This is a genomic window from Haloferax sp. s1, assembly GCF_058382125.1.
This window is the reverse complement of sequence record NZ_JBZRPK010000025.1, coordinates 1-621: the sequence shown is the minus strand read 5'-3', so window position 1 is coordinate 621 and position 621 is coordinate 1. Positions and strand designations below refer to the sequence as shown.

At 63.3% G+C, this 621-nt stretch carries 2 pseudogenes; one reads left to right on the top strand and one right to left on the bottom strand.

Going from position 1 to position 621, the window contains the following annotated elements:
* Positions 1–245 (bottom strand): annotated as a pseudogene (locus tag QT222_RS00135) (hypothetical protein); the annotation flags it as partial.
* Positions 246–336: 91 nt separating this feature from the next.
* Between QT222_RS00135 and QT222_RS00130 the strand changes: the two are divergent.
* Positions 337–621: pseudogene (locus QT222_RS00130) on the top strand (PQQ-binding-like beta-propeller repeat protein); the annotation flags it as partial.

Genomic DNA, 621 nt, shown 5'->3' with positions numbered 1-621 from the left:
AGAGGACGACAAGATAGCTGCTGACGCCTGGTTTGATGGGCGTAGAGTTGTATGTATGAGAGGGGTAGCAGCGCGGACGGCTGAGCTTCTGCACATCCCGGCATCTCGCGCTCGGCGGCCCAAAGGCTACCGGCGTCCTCGATAACGTCGTCCACGACCGCCGGCGTCGTCACCGAGTCGGAGAGGCGCAACTCCCCGATTCGGGCGGCACCGTCGCGCGCGTGAACCTCGAAGTAGTCGGTCATACGGGTTCGTCAGCCCCCCACGGGCAATTATCTTCCCTTCCGCGGGCGCAAACCACAGGGCTATTCACGTCGATAATCCAACGTGTTGGTGATGCGCACGCCCTCCTCGCTCTCTCGACGACGCGCCCTCTCGCTGCTTGGAGGTGGTCTTTGCGTCGGCGCTGTCGGTGGCTACGTCGTCCGCGACACTCTCGGTAGGAACGCCGAAGCCGCGCCGCTGGTTATCACGCCATCGGACTGGAGCCATCCGAACTACGACGCGACCAACAACCGGCACCCGCCGAAAGCGAACGCGCCCGACGACCCCCATGTACTCGATGTCGTCTGGACTGCGTCCATACCGCTCAAACAGGGGTATTTCCCGGACTTGCCAGAG